Source organism: Pseudomonas sp. B20(2017) (assembly GCF_002113125.1).
Lineage (GTDB): Bacteria > Pseudomonadota > Gammaproteobacteria > Pseudomonadales > Pseudomonadaceae > Aquipseudomonas.
Genome location: NZ_NEJP01000008.1, coordinates 123,769 through 146,769 on the forward strand (window position 1 = coordinate 123,769; position 23,001 = coordinate 146,769).

Sequence of the window (23,001 nt, forward strand, 5' to 3'; positions counted from 1 at the left end):
ACGGCGAACGCCTCACGGCCATGCTCAAAGAAAGCCCGGCCCGCGCCGCTCAGGCAATTCTGCTGGCGGCGGGTGAGGGCGTGCTGGAAGCGCAGGCGCTGCTCGGGCAGATCCTGCTCGATGGTCACGGGATTGTTCAGGACCAACCGTTGGCTCTGCGCTGGTTTGCAATAGCCGCCGGACAAGGTCATTTGATGGCGCGCAACATGCTCGGGCGCTGCCATGAACACGGTTGGGGATGTCCGGTCGATGCCACCAACGCCGTAAAACATTATCGAATTGCCGCCGATGGAGGGCTGGACTGGGCGATGTACAACCTCGCCAATCTGCTGGCGACCGGGCGCGGTGTAGTTGTCGATCATCTACAGGCCATGGCGCTGTATCAGCGTGCAGCCGAGTTCGGGCATGCCAAGTCGATGAACCTGCTCGGGCGATATCTGGAAGAAGGGCAGGTTTGTCCGGCGAACCCGGCAGCGGCCCGAGACTGGTATCGACGCTCGGCCGAAGGCGGGGATTTTCGTGGGCAGTTCAGCTACGCGGCGGTGTTGGCGGCTGAGGGGCGCGTTGATGAGGCGTTGGTCTGGCTGGAGAAAGCGCTGGCCGGCGGTAATCTGAATTTCCTGCGCGTGGCGAGCCAGACGTTGACGAGCGCAACCGATCCGAGAATCCAGGCACTGGCGCAGGCATACGCGCACCGTTGCGCCGAGTTACAGAGCGCCTGAATCGCAGCTACAAAAAAGCCCATGACACGTCATGGGCTTTTGCTTACCGCAGCAATATTTACACGTAGAACGATTTCAGCGGCGGGAAGCCGTTGAACTCTACCGCGCTGTAACTGGTGGTGTACGCACCGGTCGACAGCCAGTACAGGCGATCACCGATCGCCAGGTTCAGCGGCAGGCCGTACTTGTAGTTTTCGTACATGATGTCGGCGCTGTCGCAGGTCGGGCCGGCGATGACGACTTCTTCCATCTCGCCTTTCTTCTCGGTCCAGATCGGGAACTTGATCGCTTCGTCCATGGTTTCGATCAGACCGGAGAACTTGCCCACATCGGTGTAGACCCAACGCTCGACGGCTGTACGGGATTTACGCGCAACCAGCACCACTTCGCTGACCAGGATACCGGCGTTGGCAATCAGCGAACGGCCCGGCTCCAGGATGATTTCCGGCAGGTCATCACCGAAGTCTTCCTTCAGGAAGCGGATGATTTCTTCGGCGTAGGTTTCCAGGCTGTTGGTGCGGGTGATGTAGTTGGCCGGGAAGCCACCGCCCATGTTGATCAGCTTCAGGTGGATGCCGTCTTCTTCCTTCAGGCGTTCGAAGATCACTTTGACCTTGGCGATCGCCGCGTCCCAGACGCTGATGTCACGCTGTTGCGAACCGACGTGGAACGAGATGCCGTACGGCACCAGACCCAGGTCGCGGGCGAGGATCAGCAGGTCCATGGCCATGTCGGTCTGGCAGCCGAATTTGCGCGACAGTGGCCAGTCGGCCGTGGTCGAGCCTTCGGTCAGGATGCGCACATAGACTTTGGCGCCCGGTGCGGCTTTGGCGATGTTGCGCAGGTCGGCTTCCGAGTCGGTGGCGAACAGGCGCACGCCCTTCTCATAGAAGTAGCGAATGTCCTTGGATTTCTTGATGGTGTTGCCGTAGCTGATCTGGTCCGCGCTGACGCCACGGCTCAGTACTTTGTCCAGCTCATAGATCGAGGCGATGTCGAAGCTCGAACCTTTCTCTTTGAGCAGGTCGATGATCTCGACGGCCGGGTTGGCCTTGACCGCGTAGTAGACCTTGGCGAATTCGAAACCGGCGCGCAGGTCATCGTAGGCCTGGGCGATCATCGCGGTGTCGATCACCACGAACGGGGTTTCCTGTTTGTCGGCGAACGCCTTCATTTTCTGAAAGGTTTCGCGCGCGAAATAGTCTTCGACCTGGATCGACATACTTGGGAGCTCCTATGGGCAAACTCGTGAAATCAATGGGTGCAAATGAACGCCCTCCGTATCCCCACTTTGGTTCGCCTACTTCCCAAGGCATGTCGCCGAAAGCAAAAAGGCCATGGGTCGCTGCCCTTGGCCTTGCTGTCTCGTCGTCAGTACTTGAGCCGGATGGATCGTTTCCAGCATGGACGTTCGGCGCGAACTTTAGGGCGTGAGGGGCCTGAGATCAACTAAAAATGTCGCGTTTTTGCACGCTTCTGACGTGCGTCGCGGATATCACTCTTTGTAGCCGACCGATATGACGGTCAGATGTTCCGCCATAATTTTCAGGTGTTAAAAATACCTGCACGTTCGCAGCTGATGCGCGCCAAGTCATGGATAAGTACGATCACTTCAACATCGGCGACGTTGGCGGCGAGAAGGGGGGATGAGGGGGGAATTGCCGGTTAAGGCTGACGTTCGCGGATGGGATCAGCCTTCTTGCCTGTTGATATTTCTTGCCGGCTCATCATTGGCACAAAAATCACGGCTTTCAGGTTCCGGCGGTCGAAAAAAAGGGCTGTCGAACAGCCCTTTTGCTTTTGATCAGGCCACCGCCTCGGCCGGCGACACGATATTGGTCTTCATCCCCCGCGATCGACCCGAGCTGAGGTACGCCGCAATCGACTCTTGCGTAACCTCGCCAAGGAACACTCGCTCGGCATCCATCACCGGCAACCATGCGCGATTGAACTCGTACATCCGCGACAACAGGATGCGCAAATGCTCGTCGTATGCAGCCGTGGCGTTGAACTCGCGGAGGAATTGCGCACAGGTGCCGGTCTGACGGTGCAGGTCGCGCCGTCGCACGTAACCCAATGCCTTGTTCTCGGCACAGGTGACCACCACATAACGACGGTCATGTTCATCCATCAGCTCCAGCGCATCCGCCACCGGGGTTTCCGGGCTCACCGACGGCGCGTTGTCCGCCGCGTCTTCGGCTTTCACCAGCAGCAGACGCTTGAGGGTGCTGTCCTGGCCGACGAAGTTGCTGACAAAGTCGTCCGCCGGATGGGCGAGCAAGGTATCCGGATGGTCGATTTGCAACAGTTTGCCGGCGCGGAAGATCGCGATCTTGTCCCCGAGCTTGATCGCTTCGTCGATGTCGTGGCTGACCATGATCACGGTCTTGTTCAGCGCGCGCTGCATCTCGAAAAATTCGTTCTGGATCATCTCGCGGTTGATCGGGTCGACCGCACCGAACGGTTCGTCCATCAGCAACAACGGTGCATCCGCCGCCAGCGCGCGGATCACGCCGATCCGTTGCTGCTGGCCGCCGGACAGTTCGCGCGGGTAACGATGCAGATACTGCTTGGGCTCAAGCTTGATCATGCTCATCAGTTCGCGGGCGCGGTCGTGGCATTTCTGTTTGTCCCAGCCGAGCAATTTCGGCACCACGACGATGTTCTCTTCGATGGTCATGTTCGGGAACAGACCGATCTGCTGGATCACGTAGCCGATGTTGCGGCGCAGGGTCACTTCGTCGAGGTCGGTGGTGTCTTCGCCGTTGATCAGGATCTTGCCCGAGGTCGGCTTGATCAGGCGGTTGATCATTTTCAGCGTGGTGCTTTTGCCGCAACCCGATGGCCCGAGGAACACACAGATTTCGCCTTCATTGACGGTCAGGCTTACCGAGTCCACGGCTTTCACATCTTTGCCGTTACTTTGGAAGGTCTTGCTGAGGTTTTGAAGTTCGATCATTTGAGGAGTCCTTTTGGAGTCAGCGAACGTTGCAGCCACTGCAAAATGAGGTCGGCGAAGATCGCCAGAAGACTGACCAGCAGCGCGCCGACGATGAGCATCGACATGTCGCTGCGGCTGATGGAGGCGAGGATCAGTACGCCGAGGCCGCCGGCGCCGATGGTCGCGGCGATGGTCATCACGCCGATGTTCATCACCACGGCGGTACGCACACCGGCGAGGATTACCGGCACGGCAATCGGCAACTCGACCATGCGCAGGCGCTGGCCGAAGGTCATGCCGATGCCGCGTGCGGCTTCGCGGATGCCCGGTTCGACGCCGGTCAGGGCGAGGTAGGTGTTGCGCATGATCGGCAGCAGTGAATAAAGGAACACGGCGGTGATCGCTGGCATCGGGCCGAGGCCCTGGCCGAATTTCGAGTAGAACGGCAGCAGCAGGCCGAACAGGGCAATCGACGGCACGGTCAGCAGCACCGTGGCACTGGCTTGTAGCGGGCCAGCGAGACTCGGGAAGCGCGTCATCAAAATGCCCAGCGGCACGCCGATGAGAATCGCCAGGCTGACGGCGATGCCGACCAGGGTGATGTGCTGCCAGGTCAGGTGCATCACCTGCTGCCAGTCGAGGTGGGAAAAGGCGTTCAAAAATTCCATGACTTTTCCTCCTTTAGTTCAGTGGATGCTGGCGCAGGAAATCGGCAGCGACTTTCGACGGGCTCTCGTGATCGACATCGACCCGCGCGTTGAGCTGGCGCATGGTTTCGTCGTCGAACAGCTCGGCCAGCGGCTTGAGTTGCTCCGCCAGTTGCGGGTGGGCGTCGAGGTAGGCCTGACGCACGACTGGCGCGGCGGTGTAGTCCGGGAAGTAATGCTTGTCGTCTTCCAGTAGCTTCAGCCCGAACGCGTTGAGACGACCGTCGGTGGTGTAGACCAGACCGGCAAACACCTGACCGTTGCGCAGTGCGGTGTAGACCAGCCCTGCATCCATCTGTCGGATGTTCTTGCGAGTCAGGTTCATGTCGTAGAGCTTGACCATGCCGTCCAGACCGTCGGAGCGGTTAGCGAACTCGGTGTCCAGCGCGACCAGGTGATTGGTCTTGGCTTCAGCCTTCAGCACGTCGTTCAACTGGCTGATATTGCTGATCTGCGGATATTCCTCGGCCACCTTTTTCGGCAGGGCGAGGGCGTAGGTGTTACTGAATTTCGACGGCGTGAGCCAGACCAGGCCTTTTTTCGCGTCGAGTTCTTTCACTCGGGCGTAGGACTGTTCGCTGTCGAGTTTTTCGGTGACATGGTTGTAGGCCACCAGCGACACGCCGGTGTATTCCCAGAGCATGTCCAGCTGCCCGCTTTTGTGGGCGCTGCGGGCCAGGTTGCTGCCCAGACCACCGGTGATCTGTGCGTCGTAGCCTTTGCTGCGCAGGTATTGGGCGGTGATTTCCGCGAGCAGGGTCTGCTCGGTGAATACCCGGGCGCCAAGGCGAATCACCGGTTTTTCGGCGGCTTGCGCCAATCCTGCGAACAGCAGAACGCAGCCTAAGATCAAGCTAAGTCGTTTCATGTTCATTCCTTCGCAAAAGCCTTAAGACGGGCGCAAACCGCGTTCCAGCCAGAGACGGCTGGCGAGGGTGACCACGCCATCGAGCAGCAGGGCCAGCAGCGCGGTGCACGCGGCGCCGAGCAACAGTTGCGGCTGATTGTTCAGGGCAATGCCGGGGAAGATCAGGCTGCCGAGGCTGTTGGCGCCGATCAGGAAAGCCAGCGGCGCCGTACCGACGTTGATCGCCAGCGCTACCCGCACACCGCCGACGATGATCGGCACGGCGTTGGGCAACTCGACTTGCCACAGCACCTGGCGCGGCGTCATGCCGATGCCGACGGCGGCTTCTTTCAGCGAACCCTGGACGTTTTTCAGGCCTTCATAGGTGTTGCGCACAATCGGCAAAAGCGAGGCGAGGAACAAAGCGAAGATCGCCGGGCCGCTGCCGATGCCGAGAATCCCCAGGGCAATCGCCAGCACGGCCAGCGGTGGCACGGTGTTGCCGATGTTGAAGATCTGCATGAAGCGTTCGGCGCGGCCGACCATGGTCGGGCGGCTCAGGAAGATACCGGCGGGAATGCCCACGACCAGGGCGGCCAGCATTGAAGCGAGGACGAGAATCAGATGAGCTTGCAGGTAAAACAACAAATCGTCGCGGTAGTGTTTGATCGTGTTGATGCCGATCCAGTGGACCAGCAGGGCCAGGAGCGCGATCACCACCGCACCTCCCATCAGCCCTTTGCCATAGCGGATAGCCACAGGCGGACTCCTTTTTTATAGTCGGCGAACGCAGTTCCGCGTGGCAGGCCATGCCTGGCTGCCGGAGTCAGCGTTCGCGAGAAGCAGCTTTTTTTCAGCCCGGCAAAAGCGGTCTGAAAGCGAGCCATGAGCGCAGCCTCGTCAGGCTAACTTGCTGATTTTTCAGCCCCTGACGAAAATTCGTAACAGGGGATGGACGTCTCCGTGCTTTAAAAGGTTCCCATCTGAGGCAGCATTTGGCCACCCTTAATGTGCTCAACGGTTCGGTTATTGAACCGAGTTGGGCTATAATCGCCGCCCTTTTTTGAATCACCGCCAGGCGATTTCCCATGACCAGACAGGCCGCCGAAGTCGCGAAACGCCGCACTTTCGCCATTATTTCCCACCCCGATGCCGGTAAAACCACCATCACCGAAAAGCTCTTGCTGATGGGCAAGGCGATTGCTGTGGCCGGTACGGTGAAATCCCGTAAATCCGACCGCCACGCGACATCCGACTGGATGGAGATGGAAAAGCAGCGGGGCATCTCGATCACCACGTCGGTCATGCAGTTCCCGTATCGCGAACACATGATCAACCTGCTCGACACCCCGGGCCACGAAGACTTCTCCGAAGATACCTACCGCACCCTGACCGCAGTGGACTCGGCTCTGATGGTCCTCGACGGCGGTAAAGGTGTAGAGCCACGTACCATTGCGCTGATGGACGTCTGCCGTCTGCGTGACACGCCGATCGTCAGCTTCATCAACAAACTCGACCGTGACATCCGCGACCCGATCGAACTGCTCGACGAGATCGAAGCCGTCCTGAAGATCAAGGCTGCGCCGATCACTTGGCCGATCGGTTGCTACCGCGACTTCAAGGGTGTGTACCACCTGGCTGACGACTACATCATTGTCTACACCCCCGGCCACGGTCACGAACGCACCGAAACCAGGATCATCGAGAAGCTCGATTCCGATGAAGCCCGCGCGCATCTGGGAGACGAGTACGATCGTTTCCTCGAGCAACTGGAGCTGGTGCAGGGCGCCTGCCACGAGTTCAACCAGCAGGAGTTCCTCGACGGTCAGCTGACCCCGGTGTTCTTCGGTACGGCACTGGGCAACTTCGGTGTCGATCACGTACTCGACGCCGTGGTCGACTGGGCCCCGCGTCCGCTGCCACGTGTGGCCAACGAGCGTACCGTGGAGCCGGTGGAGGAGAAGTTCTCGGGCTTCATCTTCAAGATCCAGGCGAACATGGACCCGAAACACCGCGACCGCATCGCTTTCATGCGTATCTGCTCCGGCAAGTACGAGAAAGGCATGAAGATGCGTCACGTGCGTACCGGCAAGGACGTGCGCATCGGCGACGCCCTGACGTTCTTCTCTTCCGAGCGTGAACAGCTGGAAGAGGCGTACGCCGGCGACATCATCGGTCTGCACAACCACGGCACGATCCAGATCGGCGACACCTTCAGCGAAGGCGAAACTTTGGGCTTCACCGGTATCCCGCACTTCGCCCCGGAACTGTTCCGCCGCGTACGTCTGCGCGATCCGCTGAAATCCAAGCAACTGCGCCAGGGCCTGCAACAGCTGGCCGAAGAAGGCGCGACCCAGGTGTTCTTCCCGGAGCGCACCAACGACATCATCCTCGGCGCCGTCGGTGTGCTGCAGTTCGATGTGGTCGCCAGCCGCCTGAAAGAGGAATACAAGGTCGAGTGCTCCTACGAGCCGATCACCGTGTACTCCGCGCGCTGGATCGAATGCAGCGACAAGAAGAAGTTGGAGGAATTCTCCAACAAGGCCGTGGAAAACCTGGCACTGGACGGCGGCGGTCACCTGACCTACCTCGCGCCGACCCGCGTCAACCTGGCCCTGATGGAAGAGCGCTGGCCGGACGTGAAATTCCGTGCGACCCGTGAGCATCACTAAGCGCTGATCTACCGTGCTCAATCCCTGCAGCGCAAGCTGCGGGGGCTGTTGAAACTTATTATTCAGACCGAATAGCCCTGCAGGTTTACGCCTTCAGGGCTTTTTTGTTTTTGTTTTACAGGTCGTCCGCAAGATACAACCGGTGGCTGTGTTCAATTTCTTCGATCAATTTTTCATTTTCAATGCCAGCGATACCTGCGAATTCGCGCCATCGACGAACCGAATCGGCAACTTCCTTAATGATTTTGCGCCCGTTCAACCTGGGGATCTGTTTAGCCAGTGCGAGCAGGTCTTCGACCGTAAAGCCATCCCTTTTCCCATTGATAGTCATCTGGTGAGTGGATACCCATGGCGAGTCGACGCGATAAGCCCAGCACATGTCATATGCCGGAGTCAGGCGCCAAACCCCGTCCCTCCAAACCTGGAAAGCAATATTTCGAGTATGGTCGTCCTGATTTCGCGCAATCACATTGAACACGGCGCGTCGAAACAGCTCTATGTGATCCTCTCTGGGAAGACTCAGATCCCTCGCTACGAGCAGCGCTTGTTCGTAGGAGTACGCGCCTGGTTTGGTGTAGTCGGCAATGTCCATGGCACACAATGTTTGCACGTGAATCTTGTCACCATCGTCCATCCGGTCGAAACGGCGAGTCATGAAGTGAGCACGAGGACCATCAATGTGCAGACGGCACTCGGTCATGGTAATCCCCGAGGCGGCAGTCATCAGATGGTAGGCGTATTCCACCCGGCCAAAGCCGGCAGGGTCACCCAGTGAGTTTGCCCCTTTGGGCACGTCGAACTTGAACAGCCAATAGCTGTACCCCTCCGGTGCCGTGATTTGTCCCGAGCAAAGTTCACCGGTCTTTTCATTGATGGCAATGATTGCCTTCGGTCGTTGGCCGCCAGCCGATGAACCCACCTGAAACATATGCTTGAGCGCTTGCTCATCCTGCTTGTCTTCATGACCCAGTTGCAGCCCGGCAAACTGCTGTTGACGCTGCTCGAGGATCTGTCCGGCAAGCTCCACCAAAGAGTCGAGCTCCAGCTTTTCGATCCTTGTCCTGGCTCTGTCCACGGCAGGGCGGAACTCCAGTGCCCCCATGCCTCGGGAGCCGATGTAAAGCAATCGTTCAACGGGAGTGAAGCTTTTGGGGTCGCGTCCTTCCTTGGCCAGCCAGGCGTCGATCACTGCGTTACCGAAGTCATCGGGAAGCGAATCTGAAAGACATGGCGGGAGAGATTTGAAAGCCTGAACGTTCAGCGATGGGAAGGCGTACACCTCGCCTGCCACTGCTCGCATGGTCAGTGGTGCAATCTCCAGTCCGATTTCGGTAAACGCTGGATCGAATTCAAATGTTGCTGTTGCGGGGGACTGGCTTTCATCCCAAAGCACAGCGCCAACCTTGATATCCCACATCCACACTTCTGCGGTTATCGCCACGTCATTTCTTCCTTGGTATCAGCAAAGGTTTCGCTTTGCCCTGCTCTTTGTTTTTTGGTGATGCCTGCGGTTGAGTGCTTTGGTAGGCATGTATTCGGCCGTCACTGGTACGAAGGGCCCCCAGCGCGCGGACACGGCCTGTCTTGCCTGTCTGAGCCGCAGCCATCGGGCTCGCACGTGGAGGCTCGATCAGGCCGGAGAGCAGGTCCAGAGAATCAAACTCTCGTAGCACTGCGATCAGTAGCTGTAGGGTGCCTTTGCCTTTTTCCAGCTTTTGAATCGTGGGAGTACTGACACCGACACTTTCTGCAAGCTGGTCTTGTGTGATGTCCTTGCGCAGGCGGCGCGCGCGCAGGGCCTCGCCCAGTTGGGCAGAAATTGCGTCATCACTTTTACGCTGTATTCGCATAAAGCAAATATTCCTTTGTTTTATTGCCATTTTTTTGGCTTAAGGGAAATATTTTTTTATATTGTGCAGAATTTTAGATCTGGTGGTTCGAGCTGGTAAAGAAAGTTTTATTTGCTTTAGGCGATGTAAAGCATGCATGTGCAAATATTTCTTTGTGTTATAGCTCAGCTGAGATCTTGTGACGGTTTTTGCGATCCTCAGGGCGCTTTTTCGGACCAGCGGATTCAGAATTCGCCGTTCCGGGGACGCTCTGCATACAGCTCTCGGCTCCAGGTTGGTTGTCTGGAGATACTTCCAATTCAATGCGAATGCTACGTGCGATGTGAAAGAGTGCACAGGGTCTTCATGTAGGCTTTTTCCTGTCCATAGGTGAGCGGATTCTTGATTTGTTATTTCACTGATTGTCCCAGCGACAACGCGCATCCAAGCGACTAGTTTCGAAGATCACGCACCTTCAAGGATCAATGGAATGAGAGGGCGGTTCACTCACGTGCTACGACTGGACGGCTATTTCAGCACCATGGCCTGGGTGCTGGCGGCGCTGCTGTTCATCAATCGCCTGAGCAGCATGGTCAAGCTGTTCATGGCGTTGTACTTGCGGCAGGAGCTGGGGCTTGCGATCGAAACCGTCGGCTGGCTGCTGGCGGCATATGGCGGTGGTCTGCTGATCGGCTCGATGCTCGGCGGGTGGCTCAGTGATCACGTGCGCACGGCGCGGCTGACGGCGGCGCTGTTCTTCATCTCTGCGTGGGTTCTGGTGTTGCTGGGACTGGTCACTCAAGTACCGTTACTGGCCGGGTTGCTGTTGCTCAGCGGCACTCTCGATGGGGCGATCCGTACGCTGCATCAGCGACTGATCATGGAGTATTGCGAGGTTGCACAGCGCCCACGGGCGCAAGCGTTGAGTCGCATCGCCCGGAACCTCGGGATGGCCGCTGCCGGTGTAGCGGGTGGTGTTCTGGCGCAGGTGGATTTTCGCTGGGTGTTTTTCATCAGCGCCGGGCTCACGCTGCTGGCGTTGCTCTGGTTTGTCCACACAACCTGGCGCCGGCCGGTGCTGATCGCTGACGAGGCGCCGCAGGCGCAATCGGGTTCGGGTCTGCCCTATCGCGACAAGCCTTTTCTCTGGTTACTGGCGGCGACCGTCCTTCTTGGCATGGCGTTCGACACGGTCTACAGCACCTTGGGCAACTACCTTCGCGACTATTACCGCTTGAGTACCGAGGCCATCGGCTGGCAGTTCGCGATCAATGCGATTCTGGTGGTGGCGCTGCAGATTCCCATGTCGCACTGGGGGGAACGCTGGGGCGCGCGTCGGCCGTTGATCGCCGGTTGTGTGCTGCTGGCGGTCGGGCTCGGCATGTTGCCGCTGGGTTCCGGTTTGTTTTATGCCTGCCTTTCGACCGTGATCTGGACGCTGGGGGAGGCGTTGTTCATGCCGCCGTTGAACGTGCTGGTGATGCAGCATGCGCAAACCGGAAAGAGCGGTCGCTACTTCGGACTGTTCTTCATGGCCTGGAGTGCGAGTTCGCTGTTGTCGCCGGTGCTGGGTGGGCAGCTCTATGGGCAGTTCGGTGGCCACAGTGTCTGGCTGGCGAGTGCGGTGCTGGCCTTGATGTCAGTGCCGCTGATTTATCAGGCCACCCGCATGCGAGCCACACAAGGCGCAGACGCTTAGCCGATCCGGTTATGGGGGTTATTCGAAAGCGGTCTGTCCACGCATGGCATTACCAGGCCTTGGTTGGCGTCCTATCTGGTGAACCCGGCGGATCGGAACTAGATTTCAATCAGCGTCAGGTCAGCATGAATTTCTAACCTGGAACAGGATGGACTCGGCTATGAAAAACAGGTTGCTACGCGTTTTGCTGCTGTTGAAAGTGATGGTGATGCTGTCCCTCGGCACCGCGACGGCCTTGGCCGAGTGCGAGGATCACGATACTCAGGCATCGAGCGGGCAGGTGGGGCACAGCGCGCTGATGCTGGCCAAGTCCGAGTCCGAGCCGGGTGATCAGGGCCAGGGCGGCAGCGCCGACGATGACGACTCGACCACCGATGAGCCGGACACCGACGATCCGGACGAGGGCGACAGCCAGACGTAGATTCCAGCCAAAAGAAAACCCCTTCTACCTCGACTGATGCGCAATCGAGGCAGAAGGGGTTTGGTCAACACTTCAACTCAGAGAACAACCCAACTCTTGTGGGCGCGAGCCTGCTCACGATTGCGGTGTGTCAGTTGATAGGCATGTCGACTGATCCAGTGCCTTCGCGAGCAAGCTCGCTCCCACAGTATTTTGTGTCGATCTCCAAATCTGCTTTTAGGCCGCGCCGTCGAGGAATTGCTCGGCGTAGTGGCACGCAACCTGACGCGTGTCGAGCTGGCGCAGGGCCGGCTCCTCGCTGCTGCAACGCGCGGTGGCGTATGGGCAGCGTTTGTGGAACGCGCAGCCAGGCGGCGGGTTCAGCGGGTTGGGCAGCTCGCCGACGATCTTGATTTTCGGCTTGTCCGGATCCGGGTGGATGGTCGGCGTCGCCGACAACAGCGCCTGGGTGTACGGGTGCAGAGGACGGGCGTAGATGTCGTGCTTCGGACCGATTTCCACCGGGCGACCGAGGTACATCACCATCACGTCATCGGCCACGTGCTGCACCACCGCCAGGTTGTGCGAGATGAACACGTAACCGGTGTTGAACTCCTGCTGCATGTCCATGAACAGGTTCAGCACCTGCGCCTGGATCGACACGTCCAGTGCCGAGGTCGGTTCGTCTGCCACCAGCACTTTCGGTTGGAGCATCATGGCGCGAGCCAGCGCGATACGCTGACGCTGACCGCCGGAGAACATGTGCGGATAACGCTGGTAATGCTCGGGACGCAAGCCGACCTGCTTCATCATCGCCTGGACTTTCTCGCGACGCTCGGCGGCCGACAGGTTGGTGTTGATCAGCAGCGGTTCGGCCAGTTGATCACCGACTTTCTGCCGTGGGTTCAACGACGCGTAAGGGCTCTGGAACACCATCTGCACGTCTTTGCGCAGTTGTTTGCGCTGGGCCTTGTCGGCGCCGGCCACTTCTTGCCCGGCGATTTTCAGGGAACCGGACGACGGTTCCTCAATCAGGGTCAGGGCGCGGGCGAGGGTGGATTTGCCGCAGCCCGATTCACCGACGACGGCGAGGGTCTTGCCGGCTTCCAGCTCGAACGACACGCCGTTGAGGGCGCGCACGGTGGCGTGGCCCTTGAACAGGCCACGGGAGACTTCGTAGTGACGGGTCAGGTTGCGGGCGGTAAGTACGACGGCCATTACGCCACCTCCTGGTTCAACGGGTAGAAGCAGCGGGCGAGGCTGTTGCTTTTCGGGTCAAGGGTCGGACGCTGCGCGCGGCAGCTGTCCTGCACGTACGGGCAGCGCGGCGACAACAGGCAACCTTGCGGGCGGTCGTAACGGCCGGGAACGATGCCCGGCAGAGTCGCCAGACGCTCGGCACCCTGGCTGTGTTCCGGAATCGCCTTGAGCAGTGCTTCGCTGTACGGGTGGGCCGGGATGTCGAACAGCTGCGGCACCTGACCGACTTCAACGGCTTGACCGGCGTACATCACGCACACGCGCTGGGCGGTTTCGGCCACCACGGCGAGGTCGTGGGTGATCAGCACCAGGCCCATGTTCTGCTCTTTCTGCAACGCCAGCAGCAGGTCCATGATCTGCGCCTGAATCGTCACGTCGAGTGCGGTGGTCGGCTCGTCGGCGATCAGCAGTTTCGGCTCGCCGGCAATTGCCATGGCAATCGCCACACGCTGGCTCATACCGCCGGAGAGTTGGTGCGGGTAGGCGTCCATGCGGCTTGCAGCGCCCGGGATTTCGACTTTTTCCAGCAATTCGATGGCACGCTTGCGGGCGGCCTTGCCGGACATTTTCAGGTGCAGGCGTAGCACTTCTTCGATCTGGAAACCGACGGTGTAGCTTGGGTTCAGCGCGGTCATCGGATCCTGGAAAACCATGGACAGGTCTTTACCGACGATCTGCCGACGCTGGCGATTGCTCAGTTTGAGCATGTCTTTGCCGTCAAAGCTCAGCGAGTCGGCGGTGACGATCCCCGGGTGCTCGATCAGGCCCATCAGCGCCATCATGGTCACGGACTTGCCGGAACCCGACTCGCCCACGATCGCCAGGACTTCGCCCTTGTCGACTTTCAGGTCGAGGCCGTCGACGACCGGGGTGGCGTTCTTGTCGCCGAAGCGAACGTTGAGATTCTTGATTTCTAACAGTGACATGGGAATCTCCTCAGGCGGCGTTCTTGAGTTTCGGGTCCAGCGCATCGCGCAGGCCGTCGCCCATCAAGTTGATTGCCAGCACGCTGAGCAAAATGGTCAAACCAGGCAGACTCACCACCCACCAGGCGCGTTCGATGTAGTCGCGGGCCGAGGCCAGCATGGTGCCCCACTCAGGGGTTGGCGGCTGGACGCCGAGGCCGAGGAAGCCCAGGGCGGCGGCATCGAGGATCGCCGAGGAGAAGCTCAGGGTCGCCTGAACGATCAGCGGTGCCATGCAGTTCGGCAGCACGGTGATGAACATCAGGCGCGGCAGGCCGGCACCGGCCAGGCGCGCAGCGGTCACGTAGTCGCGGTTCAGCTCACCCATCACGGCGGCACGGGTCAGACGCACGTAGGACGGCAGCGAAACCACGGCAATCGCGATCACGGTGTTGATCAGGCCAGGGCCGAGGATGGCGACGATCGCCACGGCCAGCAGCAGCGACGGCAGGGCCAGCATGATGTCCATCAGGCGCATGATGGTCGGGCCGACCACCTTCGGGAAGAAACCGGCGAACAGACCCAGCAGGATCCCCGGAATCAGCGACATCACCACCGACGACAGACCAATCAGCAGCGACAGGCGCGAACCCTGGATCAGACGCGACAGCAGGTCGCGGCCCAGTTCGTCGGTGCCGAGCAGGAATTGCATCTGGCCGCCTTCAAGCCACGCCGGCGGCGTCAGCAGGAAGTCACGGTATTGCTCGCTCGGGTTATGCGGGGCGACCCACGGCGCGAAGATCGCGCAGAAAATCACCAGCAGCATGAACAGCAGGCCGGCGACGGCGCCCTTGTTCTTGGCGAAGGCCTGCCAGAACTCTTTGTACGGTGACGGGTACAGCAGACTTTGATCCACGGCGGTGGCGGCGGTGACTACTGAGGAAGTTGGAGTGCTCATGGGTATTGACCTCAGCGCTGATGACGGATGCGTGGGTTGGCAAAGCCGTAGAGGATGTCCACCACGAAGTTGACCAGAATCACCAGGCAGGCGATTAACAGGATGCCGTTTTGCACAACCGGGTAGTCCCGGGCGCCGATGGCTTCGATCAGCCATTTACCGATGCCGGGCCAGGAGAAAATGGTTTCGGTCAGAACCGCACCGGCCAGCAGGGTGCCGACTTGCAGGCCGACCACGGTCAGTACCGGAATCAGTGCGTTGCGCAGGCCGTGGACGAACACCACGCGCGACGGCGACAGGCCTTTGGCCCGGGCAGTACGAATGTAGTCTTCACGCAACACTTCGAGCATCGACGAACGGGTCATCCGCGCGATCACCGCCAGCGGAATGGTGCCCAGCACGATGGCCGGCAGGATCAGGTGATGCAAGGCATCGAGAAACGCGCCGGTGTCATCAGCCAGCAGCGTGTCGATCAGCATGAAGCCGGTGCGCGGCTCGATGTCGTAAAGCAGGTCGATCCGCCCGGACACCGGGGTCCAGCCCAGGCTCACCGAGAAGAACATGATAAGGATCAGGCCCCACCAGAAAATCGGCATCGAGTAACCCGCGAGGGAGATGCCCATCACCCCGTGGTCGAACAGGGATCCTCGCTTGAGGGCCGCGATCACCCCGGCCAGGAGGCCCAGGATGCCGGCGAACAGCAGGGCGGCCATGGACAGTTCCAGGGTCGCCGGGAAGAGGGAGGTGAACTCGGTCCACACGCTTTCACGGGTGCGCAGGGATTCGCCGAGGTCGCCGTGGGCCAGTTTGCCGATGTAGTCCAGGTACTGGGCGTACAACGGTTTGTTCAGACCGAGGCGTTCCATTGCCTGAGCGTGCATTTCGGGGTCGACCCGACGTTCGCCCATCATCACTTCCACGGGGTCGCCGGGAATCATGCGAATCAACGCGAAGGTCAGCAAGGTGATGCCGAAAAACGTGGGGATCAATAACCCCAGTCGGCGGGCAATAAAACTAAACATCTTGTGTGCTACCTCATCAGCCGGTTAGGCGTGCCCGGCGACCCTGGGGTCAGGGAGGCCGGGAGTTTTCTTATCTACTTCACCTGGGTGGTGGCGAAGTTATTGGTTGTCAGAGGGCTGATGTGATAACCCTCTACGTTGTTGCGCATTGCGGTGAACATCCGGGTGTGAGCCATGCTGATCCACGGCTGGTCCTGATTGAAGATGACTTGCGCCTCTTCATACAGCTTGGCGCGTTCGGCCGGATCTACTTTAGCCCGTGCTTCGTCGAGCAGGGTCTGGAATTTCTCGTTGCACCAGCGAGCGTAGTTTTCGCCGTTCTTGGCCGCTTCGCAACTGAGCATAGGCGTCAGGAAGTTATCCGGGTCGCCGTTGTCGCCCGCCCATCCGGCCGAAACCATGTCGTGCTCGCCGGCCTTGGCGCGTTTGAGCATCTCGCCCCACTCCATCACGCGGATGTCGATCTTGATCCCGACTTTGGCCAGGTCAGCCTGCATCATCTGCGCGCCCAGCATCGGATTCGGGTTGGTCGGGCCGCCGCCGTTACGGGTGAACAGGGTGAACGTGGTGCCTTCCGGTACACCGGCTTCCTTGAGCAGGGCGCGGGCCTTGTCGAGGTCACGAGGCGGGTTTTTTAGCTCGTGGTTGTAGCCCAGCAGGGTCGGCGGGTACGGGTTGACCGCGACCGACGCGTTGCCTTTGCCGAACAGGGCGTTGACGTAGGCTTCCTTGTCGAAGGCGATGTCGATCGCTTTACGCACCCGCACGTCGCTGATGTATTTGTGTTGAGTGTTCATGGCGATGTACGAGACGGTCATCGCGTCCATTTCATCGACTTTCAGGTTGCTGTCTTTCTTGATGCTCGGGATGTCATCCGGTTTCGGATACAGCGCGATCTGGCACTCATTGGCCTTGAGCTTTTGCAGACGCACGTTGTTGTCGGTGGCAATCGCCAGGATCAGCGCGTCAGCCGGGGCCTTGCCACGGAAGTAGTCCGGGTTGGCCTTGAAGCGAACCTGGGCGTCTTTCGCGTAACGCTGGAAGATGAACGGACCGGTGCCGACCGGTTTGTTGTTCAGGTCGCCGGTCTTGTTGGCCTTGAGCAACTGGTCGGCGTATTCGGCCGAATAGATCGAGGAGAACGCCATGGCGATGTCGGCCAGGAACGGCGCTTCGCGACGCGTCAGGGTGAATTTGACGGTGCTGTCGTCGATTTTCTCGACGCTTTTCAGCAGTTCCTTGAAGCCCATGCTTTCAAAGTACGGGAAGCCCACGCTCGACAGCTTGTGCCACGGGTGATTCGGGTCCAGCTGACGCTGGAAACTCCAGACCACGTCGTCGGCGTTCAGGTCGCGGGTCGGCTTGAAATATTCGGTGGTGTGAAACTTGACGCCTTTGCGCAGGTGGAACGTGTAGGTCAGGCCGTCTTCGCTGATGTCCCAGGATTCGGCCAGCGCCGGAATCACTTCGGTAGTGCCGGGCTTGAAGTCCGCCAGGCGGTTGAAGATGGTTTCGGCCACCGCGTCGGCAGTGACTGCAGTCGTGTACTGGACCATATCGAAGCCTTCCGGACTGGCTTCGGTGCAGACCACCAAGGGTTTGGCCGAGACGCCGACAGCGACACTCAGCAACGCAGCCGCGATGGCCGCACGTAGGGGAAGCATTTTCATCAAGAACCCTCTGCAATCGGTTGAAGACAAAAAGCCGAACGGCCGACTCGTCACTGAGTCAGCCGTCGGCTGGCGTTTTTACAGGATGTTGAATGGAACGGTGGTCACCAGACGGAACTCGTTGATGCTGCCGTCAGCCTGGTTCTCGCTCGCGCGGTGCGCGGTGTAGGTCGCGCGAACGGTGGTAGCTTTCAGAGGACCGCTCTGTACGGCATAAGCGGCACCGATGCCGTATTCATAGTGGTGCTCGCCGTCCATCGACTGCACGCCGTCGTAGCCGCCACCTTTGTAGTGAGTGCCGTCGATGCCCCAGCCGCGCGCCTGGTAGATGTTGAACTTCAGGCCTGGCACGCCGTATTCGGCCATGTTCAGACCGTAAGCGACCTGGAAGGATTTCTCGTTCGGGCCGTTGAAGTCCGACAGCAGGGAGTTGGCCAGGTAGATGCCGTTGGTTTCGTGCAGGTAGTCGAAGTACTCGTTACCGTTCACTTCCTGGTAGGAGAAGGTCAGGGTATGCGCCTGGTGAGTCAGACCGAACGACAGGGAGTAGGTGTCGTTGTCGATTTCGCCCAGTTTTTTCTTACCTTCGTCCACGGTCTTGTAGTAGTTCAGACCGGTGGTCAGAGCCAGCACCGAGCTGTCACCCAGCACGTGGGTGGCGCCGAAGTAGTACTGGTTCCACAGGTCTTCGGCCTGGGTGCCCCACAGGCTGGTGGTCAGGCTGGCGAACGGCTGGTACGAGATGCCGCCGGTGTGAACGTGGTCGGCTTCGGCATCGATCGCGCCGTATTCGGAGCGGAACTTGCTCAGGCTTTCTTCAGTACGCGGCGAAACGCGGTCGAACGAGGCCAGGTCGAAGGACAGGTTGTTCAGCTCTTCGCTGTGGATCGCAATACCTTCAAAGCTCGATGGCAGCGGACGGTTGCCGATCACGTCGACCTGCGGGCTGCTGAAGTTCATGCGGCCGGCGGTCAGGGTGGTGTTGGAGATACGCGCCTTGACGTTGGCCAGGCCGACTTTGCTCCACTGACCCTGGGCTTCGCCGCCTTCACGGGTCAGGGTACGGTTGTTGCCCGCGCCCGGACGGGTGCCCGGTGCGCCGCCGTTGTTGGACGCCAGGTTCTCGCGGTCACGCTCCAGCGCGATGGCGTTGTAGGCCGCCACTTCGGTGCTGAAACCCACAGTACCTTCGGTAAAGCCCGAGTTGTACTTGACGATGGTGCCTTGTACCCAGTTGATACGGCGGTCGGTCGGAGTGGCCACGCCATCCTTGCGATAGGTGAACTTGCCGCCGCGCTTCAGTTGTTCGTTGGCGTACCAGTTACGGGTCGTGCCGCTGACAGTGCTGCCTTCGAGGAACCCGGTAGCTTCAGACTGGGCGCTTTTTTCGTTGACGGTCACCGGAGTGAACGCCTGGCTTTGGGTTTCCGCGTAAGCCGTGGCGGTGATGCTGCTGATGGCCAAGGCCAATATCGCGGTGTTGCTCAGTTTCATGGGTGAAGCTCCTTTACTTTCTTTTTATGCCGGCTTTTTTTGTTGGCCGGTTATTGGTTTAGAACTCATTCACACATCGCAAACGTTTGCAAAAGGCCTGATTGGCGAATTTCGGCAAAGCGCTTGCGTGAGGGGGTAGACGGCCCCCTCAGCATTGCGGCTAATCGGTTTGGTGTTTAATCGATGCTGACACCCGAAAACACGTTGCGACCGAACGGGCTCACCTTGAACCCTTCGACTTTGGCGCTCAGCGGCTGGTTGACCGTCGAGTGGGCGACAGGCGTGATCGGCACTTGCTGCTTGAGCAGTTGCTGGGCCTGTTTGTAAAGCACGGTGCGCTGGTCGCGGTCGGTGACGACCTTGGCCTGCTTGATCAGCTTGTCGTAAGCCGGATCGCACCACATGGAGTAGTTGTTGCCGCCGATGGCATCGCAGCTGTAGAGCGTGCCGAGCCAGTTGTCCGGATCCCCGTTGTCACCGGTCCAGCCGATCAGGCTCACGTCGTGCTCGCCATTCTTGGTGCGTTTGATGTACTCGCCCCATTCGTAGCTGACGATCTTCACTTTCAGACCGATCTTGGCCCAGTCGGCCTGGAGCATTTCGGCCATCAGTTTGGCGTTCGGGTTGTACGGACGTTGTACCGGCATCGCCCACAGGGTGATCTCGGTGCCTTCCTTGACGCCGGCAGCCTTGAGCAGCTCTTTGGCTTTTTCCGGGTTGTAGGCGGCGTCCTTGATCGTGTCGTCGTAGGACCATTGGGTCGGCGGCATGGCGTTGACGGCCAGTTGGCCGGCGCCTTGATAAACAGCGTTGAGAATTCCCTGTTTATTCACCGCCATGTCCAGCGCCTGACGCACTTCGAGCTGGTCGAATGGCTTGTGTCGGGTGTTGTAAGCGATGTAACCGAGGTTGAAGCCGGGCTTTTCGATCAGTTGCAGTTTCGGATCGTTTTTCAGCGCCGGCACGTCAGCCGGACGCGGATTGACGGTGACTTGGCATTCGTTGGCTTTGACTTTCTGTACGCGAACAGAGGCGTCGGTGTTGATCGCAAAAATCAGGTTCTTCAGCTTCACCCGGCTCGGATCCCAATAATGCGGGTTGCCGGAGTAGCGGATGTTGGAGTCTTTCTGATAGCTCTTGAACACGAACGGGCCAGTGCCGATCGGCTTCTGGTTGATGTCGCTCGGCTTGCCTTCGGCCAGTAGCTTGTCAGCGTATTCGGCAGACAGGATGGCGGCGAAGCTCATGGCGATGTTCTGGATGAACGCGGCGTCGACGCTGTTGAGCGTCATGACCACGGTCAGCGGCCCGGTCTTCTCGACCTTGGCAATGTTCTTGTTCAGGCTCATCCCGTTGAAATACGGGAACTCGGTCGGATAAGCCTTACGGAATGGCTGTTGCGGATCGAGCATGCGGTTAAACGTGAACAGCACGTCGTCGGCGTTAAAGTCGCGCGTCGGCTTGAAGTACGGCGTTGTATGAAACTTCACACCTTCACGCAGGTGAAAGGTGTACTTGAGTCCATCCTCGGAAATATCCCAGCTGGTGGCGAGGCCCGGTACTACACCGGTCGCGCCTTTTTCGAACTCGGCCAGACGGTTGTACAACGGCTCGGCGGCGTCGTTATCGGTCGACGTCGTGTACTGCGCAGTGTCGAAACCGGCCGGGCTGCCTTCGGAGCAGAACACCAGACTGTTGCCGGCGGCGTAACTGGCGGACGTGGCGGCCAACAGGCCGGCGCCCAGCAATGCGGAAAAAACCAAGGTATGGCGCATGACGCTCCCTCTTTTTTAGTGTTTTTCAATGCGCCGCGATCCCGTCCAGGGATGTTGTGGCGGCATTGAGCTCAAACCAGTACGGCAGCAAAACCGATAACCCACGCAGTCACTGGTCAGAACCCGACGGTAGGGGCCGTGGGTCTGGCAGTAAATGCGCTTCGTCCTAAAGACTCGTAGGAAAAGGCAACGCGTCCTAAACCATCCCGGTAAGACGGGGTGGAAAGGGATGTAGGCAGATTCCTAACGTATCGGCAGAAAAAAGCAGCGGCGACGCTGGATCTGTCGCCGCTGCTGCTCTTATTTGCTGACGCTGACGCCGTAGAAGGAGTTCAAGCCGAACGGGCTGATCTTGAAATCCTGCACGTTGGCGCGCATGGGTTGATACACCGTCGAGTGAGCGATAGGTGTCATAGGGACTGCATCTTTGAGGACGTGCTGCGCCTCTTTGTAGAGTTCGGTGCGCTTGGCCTGGTCAGTGGTGCGCTTGGCTTCTTTCACGAGGCCGTCGAATTTCTTGTCGCACCATTTGGAGAAGTTGTTGCCACTCAGGGAGTCGCAACCAAACAACACGTTGAGCCAGTTGTCCGGATCACCATTGTCACCGCTCCAGCCGATGATCATCGCCTGGTTCTCGCCGCCTTTGGAGCGCTTGATGTACTCGCCCCACTCGTAGCTCTGAATCTTCACGTTCAGACCGATTTTCTTCCAGTCGGACTGGAGCATTTCGGCCATCAGCTTGGCGTTCGGGTTGTACGGACGCTGAACCGGCATCGCCCACAGGACGATCTCGGTACCTTCCTTGACGCCGGCTTCCTTGAGCAGCTGCTTGGCTTTCTCAGGATCGTACTTGGCGTCCTTGATGGTGGTGTCGTAGGACCACTGGGTCGGCGGCATGGCGTTGACGGCCAGTTGGCCGGCGCCCTGGTAAACCGAGTCGATGATCTGAGGCTTGTTGACCGACATGTCCAGTGCCTGGCGAACGCGCAGGTCGGCCAGCGGGTTAGGCTCGTTGCTGCCCTTGACCTTGTCCATCACGTTGTAGGCGATGTAGCCCAGGTTGAAACCGGCCTGGTCAGGCATCTTCAGCGCAGGGTCGGCTTTCAGTGCCGCGAGGTCGGCCGGACGCGGGAACAGGGTGACCTGGCACTCGTTCTTTTTCAGCTTCTGGATACGTACCGATGGATCGGTGGTGATGGCGAAGATCAGGTTGTCGATCTTCACGTCTTCAGGCTTCCAGTAATCCTTGTTGCCGGTGTAACGGATGTTGGAGTCTTTCTGGTAGCTCTTGAACACGAATGGACCAGTGCCGATCGGCTTCTGGTTGATGTCGGCAGCCTTGCCTTCCTTCAGCAGCTGGGCTGCGTACTCGGCGGACTGGATCGACGCGAAGCTCATGGCCATGTTCTGGATGAACGCGGCGTCGACTTCTTTCAGGGTGAACTTGACGGTGTGGTCGTCGACTTTATCGATCTTGGTGATGTTGGTGTCCATCCCCATGTCGGTGAAGTACGGGAATTCGGTAGGGTATGCCTTACGGAACGGGTCATCCTTGTTAATCATGCGATTGAAGGTGAACAGTACGTCGTCGGCGTTGAACTCACGAGTCGGCTTGAAATACGGGGTGGTGTGGAACTTGACGCCTTCACGCAGGTGGAAGGTGTAAGTCAGGCCGTCATCCGAGATGTCCCACTTGGTCGCCAGACCAGGAGTCACGGCGGTGCCGCCACGCTCGAACTGGGTCAGACGGTTGAACATGGTTTCGGCTGAGGCGTCGAAGTCGGTTCCGGTGGTGTATTGGCCTGGGTCGAAACCGGCCGGGCTGCCTTCGGAGCAGAACACCAGGTTAGTCGCAGCGGAAGCGAAAGGTGCGGAGGCTAACAAGCCTGCGCCGACTAAAAACGGAATGACCGCGTGTTTAAGCATGTTGGCCTCATGATTTGTTGTCATTTTTTAGTAGTGAGGTACGACCTCGTGAGTCGTGCCTGCGGATACTTATGCAGGGCCCATACCCAATGCAAGATCCAGAGCGCTCGGCGGCGTCAAAGCGTGGCACGAACGTACCTTAATGTCGCATCCGTATAACTTCTGACGCATTTG

At 59.2% G+C, this 23,001-nt stretch carries 19 protein-coding genes; 4 read left to right on the plus strand and 15 right to left on the minus strand.

From position 1 onward, the window contains the following. Positions 1-20 precede the first annotated feature (20 nt). Positions 21-722 carry a tetratricopeptide repeat protein gene (locus CAF63_RS13865; protein ID WP_085685843.1) on the plus strand — a complete coding sequence of 234 codons (702 nt, stop codon included), beginning with the start codon at positions 21-23 and terminating at the stop codon, positions 720-722. A 58-nt stretch (positions 723-780) separates the two neighbouring features. On the opposite strand, the gene CAF63_RS13870 is transcribed toward CAF63_RS13865, so the two are convergent. From CAF63_RS13870 to CAF63_RS13890, 5 genes are all read right to left on the minus strand, one after another. Beyond that, entirely contained in the window at positions 781-1,944 is a 1,164-nt protein-coding gene (locus tag CAF63_RS13870) for a type III PLP-dependent enzyme (RefSeq protein ID WP_007953693.1), read from the minus strand. 582 nt (positions 1,945-2,526) lie between these two features. Beyond that, entirely contained in the window at positions 2,527-3,681 is a 1,155-nt protein-coding gene (locus tag CAF63_RS13875) for a betaine/proline/choline family ABC transporter ATP-binding protein (RefSeq protein ID WP_085685646.1), read from the minus strand. Further along, positions 3,678-4,331, minus strand: coding sequence for an ABC transporter permease (locus tag CAF63_RS13880; protein ID WP_007953690.1), 654 nt, complete (start codon positions 4,329-4,331; stop codon positions 3,678-3,680). Before CAF63_RS13880 ends, CAF63_RS13875 begins: the two co-directional genes overlap by 4 nt. A 13-nt stretch (positions 4,332-4,344) precedes the next feature. Next, on the minus strand, positions 4,345-5,238 hold the full coding sequence (locus tag CAF63_RS13885; protein ID WP_085685648.1) for a glycine betaine ABC transporter substrate-binding protein: 894 nt from the start codon (positions 5,236-5,238) through the stop codon (positions 4,345-4,347). A gap of 21 nt (positions 5,239-5,259) precedes the next feature. Further along, entirely contained in the window at positions 5,260-5,949 is a 690-nt protein-coding gene (locus CAF63_RS13890) for an ABC transporter permease (protein ID WP_178081289.1), read from the minus strand. Positions 5,950-6,305: 356 nt separating this feature from the next. Here CAF63_RS13890 and CAF63_RS13895 point away from each other — a divergent pair, with 356 nt between their 5' ends. Then, positions 6,306-7,889, plus strand: a complete 1,584-nt coding sequence (locus tag CAF63_RS13895; RefSeq protein WP_085685653.1) for a peptide chain release factor 3 — start codon at positions 6,306-6,308, stop codon at positions 7,887-7,889. A gap of 115 nt (positions 7,890-8,004) precedes the next feature. Here the strand turns inward: CAF63_RS13895 and CAF63_RS13900 are convergent, their stop codons facing one another. Further along, complete coding sequence (locus tag CAF63_RS13900) at positions 8,005-9,330, minus strand: type II toxin-antitoxin system HipA family toxin (protein WP_085685655.1); 1,326 nt, start codon at positions 9,328-9,330, stop codon at positions 8,005-8,007. A 1-nt stretch (position 9,331) separates the two neighbouring features. After that, positions 9,332-9,739, minus strand: coding sequence for a helix-turn-helix transcriptional regulator (locus CAF63_RS13905; protein ID WP_085685656.1), 408 nt, complete (start codon positions 9,737-9,739; stop codon positions 9,332-9,334). A 469-nt stretch (positions 9,740-10,208) separates the two neighbouring features. On the opposite strand from CAF63_RS13905, the gene CAF63_RS13910 reads away from it, so the two are divergent. Both CAF63_RS13910 and CAF63_RS13915 read left to right on the plus strand, forming a co-directional pair. Beyond that, a complete protein-coding gene (locus tag CAF63_RS13910) occupies positions 10,209-11,417 on the plus strand; it encodes an MFS transporter (protein ID WP_085685658.1) in 1,209 nt (402 codons plus the stop codon). A gap of 160 nt (positions 11,418-11,577) precedes the next feature. Beyond that, on the plus strand, positions 11,578-11,838 hold the full coding sequence (locus CAF63_RS13915) for a hypothetical protein (RefSeq protein WP_085685660.1): 261 nt from the start codon (positions 11,578-11,580) through the stop codon (positions 11,836-11,838). A gap of 216 nt (positions 11,839-12,054) precedes the next feature. Here CAF63_RS13915 and CAF63_RS13920 read toward each other — a convergent pair whose 3' ends face one another. From CAF63_RS13920 to CAF63_RS13955, 8 genes are all read right to left on the minus strand, one after another. Further along, the gene (locus CAF63_RS13920; RefSeq protein WP_085685662.1) at positions 12,055-13,035 is read right to left on the minus strand and encodes a peptide ABC transporter ATP-binding protein; all 981 of its coding nucleotides are present in this window, start codon (positions 13,033-13,035) and stop codon (positions 12,055-12,057) included. Next, positions 13,035-14,003: an ABC transporter ATP-binding protein gene (locus CAF63_RS13925; RefSeq protein ID WP_085685664.1), complete on the minus strand. Its 969-nt coding sequence runs from the start codon at positions 14,001-14,003 to the stop codon at positions 13,035-13,037. Before CAF63_RS13925 ends, CAF63_RS13920 begins: the two co-directional genes overlap by 1 nt. Before the next feature lie 10 nt (positions 14,004-14,013). Then, entirely contained in the window at positions 14,014-14,940 is a 927-nt protein-coding gene (locus CAF63_RS13930; RefSeq protein ID WP_039769224.1) for an ABC transporter permease subunit, read from the minus strand. Positions 14,941-14,951: 11 nt separating this feature from the next. Then, complete coding sequence (locus tag CAF63_RS13935) at positions 14,952-15,962, minus strand: ABC transporter permease subunit (protein ID WP_085685666.1); 1,011 nt, start codon at positions 15,960-15,962, stop codon at positions 14,952-14,954. 74 nt (positions 15,963-16,036) lie between these two features. Then, positions 16,037-17,632 (minus strand): ABC transporter substrate-binding protein, encoded by a 1,596-nt coding sequence (locus CAF63_RS13940; RefSeq protein ID WP_085685667.1) that lies wholly within the window; start codon positions 17,630-17,632, stop codon positions 16,037-16,039. 78 nt (positions 17,633-17,710) lie between these two features. Beyond that, the gene (locus tag CAF63_RS13945) at positions 17,711-19,126 is read right to left on the minus strand and encodes an OprD family porin (protein ID WP_085685669.1); all 1,416 of its coding nucleotides are present in this window, start codon (positions 19,124-19,126) and stop codon (positions 17,711-17,713) included. Between the two features lie 176 nt (positions 19,127-19,302). Continuing rightward, the gene (locus tag CAF63_RS13950) at positions 19,303-20,901 is read right to left on the minus strand and encodes an ABC transporter substrate-binding protein (RefSeq protein WP_085685671.1); all 1,599 of its coding nucleotides are present in this window, start codon (positions 20,899-20,901) and stop codon (positions 19,303-19,305) included. 300 nt (positions 20,902-21,201) lie between these two features. Beyond that, positions 21,202-22,827, minus strand: a complete 1,626-nt coding sequence (locus CAF63_RS13955) for an ABC transporter substrate-binding protein (RefSeq protein WP_085685673.1) — start codon at positions 22,825-22,827, stop codon at positions 21,202-21,204. Between the last annotated feature and the right edge of the window lie 174 nt (positions 22,828-23,001).